This window comes from Actinomadura fibrosa (assembly GCF_900659615.1).
GTDB classification, from domain to species: domain Bacteria; phylum Actinomycetota; class Actinomycetes; order Streptosporangiales; family Streptosporangiaceae; genus Spirillospora; species Spirillospora fibrosa.
The window spans coordinates 1-3,169 of sequence record NZ_CAACUY010000469.1 but is presented as its reverse complement, the minus strand read 5'-3'; the positions used below and the strand labels follow the sequence as shown (position 1 = coordinate 3,169).

General features: G+C 74.1%; 4 protein-coding genes. 1 reads left to right on the top strand and 3 read right to left on the bottom strand.

Translation table 11 applies throughout. The features are described from left to right. Positions 1 to 272 precede the first annotated feature (272 nt). The 3 genes from E1300_RS48675 to E1300_RS48665 form a co-directional block, all read right to left on the bottom strand. Positions 273 to 1,415: a phytoene desaturase family protein gene (locus tag E1300_RS48675; RefSeq protein WP_131764031.1), complete on the bottom strand. Its 1,143-nt coding sequence runs from the start codon at positions 1,413 to 1,415 to the stop codon at positions 273 to 275. Continuing rightward, positions 1,408 to 2,010 carry an RNA polymerase sigma factor gene (locus E1300_RS48670; RefSeq protein ID WP_306440714.1) on the bottom strand — a complete coding sequence of 201 codons (603 nt, stop codon included), beginning with the start codon at positions 2,008 to 2,010 and terminating at the stop codon, positions 1,408 to 1,410. Before E1300_RS48670 ends, E1300_RS48675 begins: the two co-directional genes overlap by 8 nt. Positions 2,011 to 2,141: 131 nt before the next feature. Next, positions 2,142 to 2,639 carry a MarR family winged helix-turn-helix transcriptional regulator gene (locus tag E1300_RS48665; protein ID WP_131764030.1) on the bottom strand — a complete coding sequence of 166 codons (498 nt, stop codon included), beginning with the start codon at positions 2,637 to 2,639 and terminating at the stop codon, positions 2,142 to 2,144. Positions 2,640 to 2,758: 119 nt separating this feature from the next. Here E1300_RS48665 and E1300_RS48660 point away from each other — a divergent pair. After that, positions 2,759 to 3,169, top strand: a 411-nt coding sequence (locus E1300_RS48660; RefSeq protein ID WP_165503344.1) for an alcohol dehydrogenase catalytic domain-containing protein, incomplete at its 3' end; no start/stop codon positions are given.

Sequence of the window (3,169 nt, the reverse complement as noted above, 5' to 3'; positions counted from 1 at the left end):
GCGGTCAGAAGGGCGTCCAAGTCAGTCTTCACACACCGACCATGGGCGCCCTTCGCCATGCCCGCACCCGGTTCAGCAATTTCCCATCAACGATCTAGCAGTTGGCTTGAGCGCCGCGTCAGCGAGCTAAGAGGGCCGGACCCCCGGAGGGAGCGAAGCGGCACGAGCCGGGTCCGGCTCGCTGCCGACTGGGGGCCGGTCGCGTTCAGAACGGCGTGGAAGCGGCGGCACTCCAGCACGGTGTACTGGGCTTGTGGTCTCGTCTTGTGTCGTCATCGGTTTGTGCGTCGGTGCCATCGCGGGCGGGCCAGGATCCGGTCGGCCGCGTGCAGGCCCGACGCCCCGGACATGCCGGGGCCCGGGTGGGTCGAGGCACCGATGTGCCACAGGCCCGGCACCGCGGTCCGGTGCCGGTTCATCAGCGGTCCGGGACGCCAGAGGAGGTTCTGGTCCAGCTCGGTGCTGCCCCCGTACGGGTCGCCGCGGACGGCGTTGGCGTTCGCGGCCTCCAGATCCCGGGGGCCCAGCACCCGCGTGCCGACCACGAGGCCGCGCAGGCCGGGCGCGTGCGTCTCGACGCGGGCCAGGACCCGCTCGGCGTACGCCTCCAGCGACGCCTCGTCCCAGCCGCCGCGGACGTCGATCTCGCCGGCGGCGTCGGCGAGCGGCTCGTACGGGAGTTCCTGGAGTTGCAGCCAGAGCGCCGCGCGGCCGGGCGGCACGCGGGACGGGTCGAGGACGTGCTGCTGGCCGACGCCGACCGTGGGCCGGGCGGGCAGCAGGCGCGCCTCCGCCTCCGCGCACGCGATCGCGGTGCTCGCCGCGCCGTCGGTCAGGTGCACCAGCGGCACGGCCGCGAGCCGGGCGTCCCGCCACGGGACGGGTCCGGCCAGGGCGACGTGCAGGTGCAGCGCCGCCCGGCCGGAGCGGTGGCGGCGCGCCTCCGCGCGCACCCGCGGAGGTACCGCCGCCGCGGGGAGCAGGCCGCCGTAGAGCGCCTCGGGCGTCACCGAGCAGAGGACGGCGTCGCGCGCCCGCAGGACGGTGGCGCCGGACGTGACGCCGGCGGCCCTGCCGCGCTCGATGAGCACGTGTTCCACTCGTGTTCCCGGCAGCACGGTTACGCCGGCCTCGTCGAGCAGGCCCGTGAACGCGGCGACGAAGCGGCCCGCGCCGCCGGCGACCACCGGGAGGCCGTCGCCGTGCAGGGTCGTGGCGAGCATCTGGAGCATCAGCCCGCCGGAGGCGTGGTCGGGGCCGAGGCCCGCGTGCAGCAGCCACGGCGCCCACAGGTGGTCGACCTCCGGACCGGTGAATTCGCGCCGCGTGTAGGCGCGTCCGCTGGTCACGGTGTCGCGCGCGACCGCGGCGAGGCCGCCGGGCCCGGCCGCGCGCAGCAGCGTCATCTCATCCATCGGTCCCCTCCTTGGTCGGGTCGGCGCCGCCGAGCGCCGTGCGGAGCCGGGCCCGCCCCCGGGAGAGCCGGGAGCGGACGGTGCCCACCGGCACGTCCAGTGCCGCGGCCACCTCCTCATAGCTGAGGTCGGCCCAGGCCACCAGGAGCAGCGGCTCCCGGTAGACCCTGGGCAGATCGGCGAGCGCCCGCGCGAGCGGGCCGCGCAGCGCCTGCGCGGTCACCCGGGACTCGCTGTCGACGGGGTCGGCGGCCGTCTCGCCGCCGAGCCGCTCCAGCAGCAGGTACCGGGCCGTCTCCGCCTTGCGGTGCCGGGCGACGAGCCGGGTCACGATCCCGTACAGCCAGGGGCGAGCGTCGTCGCGCGCGAGGTCGTAGCGGCGCCGCTTGCGGAACGCGATCAGGAACGTTTCCGCCATCAGATCGTCCGCCGCATCGGCCCCCAGCCGGCGCGCGACGTACCGGTGGATCGCTGGCGCGTGCCGGTCGTACAGGGCGGTGAAGGCCTCCGGCTCCGCCAGGGACCGGCGGATTAACTCGGCATCACCCGACGCCTGCGCCGCCGCACGACCGGACCGCGCCATGATGCCGGTCACCGCGACGCCGGCTTCGTCGTCCGTCTCGGTCGTTCCCTCATCGCGGGCCTCCTCCGAAGGATCGCCGGGTCCCTACACCCGTTATCCCTCAGGCGGCGCGTTCGGGTTCCCGCCGTCGCGCGCCGGGCGGGTCACCGCTGGCGCCGGGCCGCCGCCGAACGGGGCGGTGCCGAGCGCATGTGGTCGCGCACCGGGATCAGCAGACCGGCCAGCGCCTTGGCGTCCTCGCGCGACAGCGGTTGGAAGAGCTGCTGGTTGAGGACCTCGGTGTGGCCGGGGAGGACCTTGGCGAGCAGGGCGCGTCCGGTGTCGGTGATGGTGACGGTGACGCCGCGGTCGTCGTCGGCGGAGCGGGCGCGCTTGACCAGGCCGGCCTTTTCCAGCAGGCCGGCCTGGTAGGTCAGGCCGCTGCGGCTGTAGACCACCCCGTCGGCCAGGTCGGTCATCCGCTCGCTGCCGCTGGGCGAGTCCAGCCCGAGCCGGGCCAGGAGCTGGAACTGCACGTAGCTGAGATCACCGGCCTCGCGCAGCTGCTGCTCGACCGCGTGCCGCAGCAGCCCCGCGACCTCCATCAGGGCGAAGTAGGCGCCCAGCTGGACGGGGTCCAGCGGCGGTGGCGTCTCGGGCATGCCGGCACCCTACCACCTGCTTCACTTTCGAAGCACTTGCTTCGAGTTCGAAGCACTGCTACGATGACACCACTGCTTCGACTTCGAAGCACCAACGACGACCGATGGCGAGGCCCACAATGAAGGCAGTGCGATTCCACGAATACGGCGACCCCGACGTCCTGCGCTACGAGGACGTCGACCAGCCGGTCCCGGCTGCCGGGCAGGTGCGGGTCCGGGTCGCGGCGACCACGTTCAACGGCGTGGACGGCAACATCCGCGCGGGCCTCATGCAGGAACCGATGCCACTGACCCTGCCCCACACCCCCGGCCTGGACCTCGCCGGAACGGTGGACGCGCTCGGCGAGGACGTCAACGGCCTGGCCATCGGCGACCCGGTGATCGGCTTCCTGCCGTTCGTCATCGACGGCGCCGCAGCCCAGTACGTGCTCGCGCCCGCCGAGGCCCTGGCACCGGCGCCGACCAGCATCCCGCTCACCGACGCGGCCGCGCTGCCGCTGGTCGGCCTCACCGCCTGGCAGGCCCTGTTC

What these genes read in the sequence shown, in the direction of transcription:
- E1300_RS48675 (WP_131764031.1), bottom strand. Translation starts at nt 1,415, where the DNA reads ATGGATGAGATGACGCTGCTGCGCGCGGCCGGGCCCGGCGGCCTCGCC.
- E1300_RS48665 (WP_131764030.1), bottom strand. Translation starts at nt 2,639, where the DNA reads ATGCCCGAGACGCCACCGCCGCTGGACCCCGTCCAGCTGGGCGCCTAC.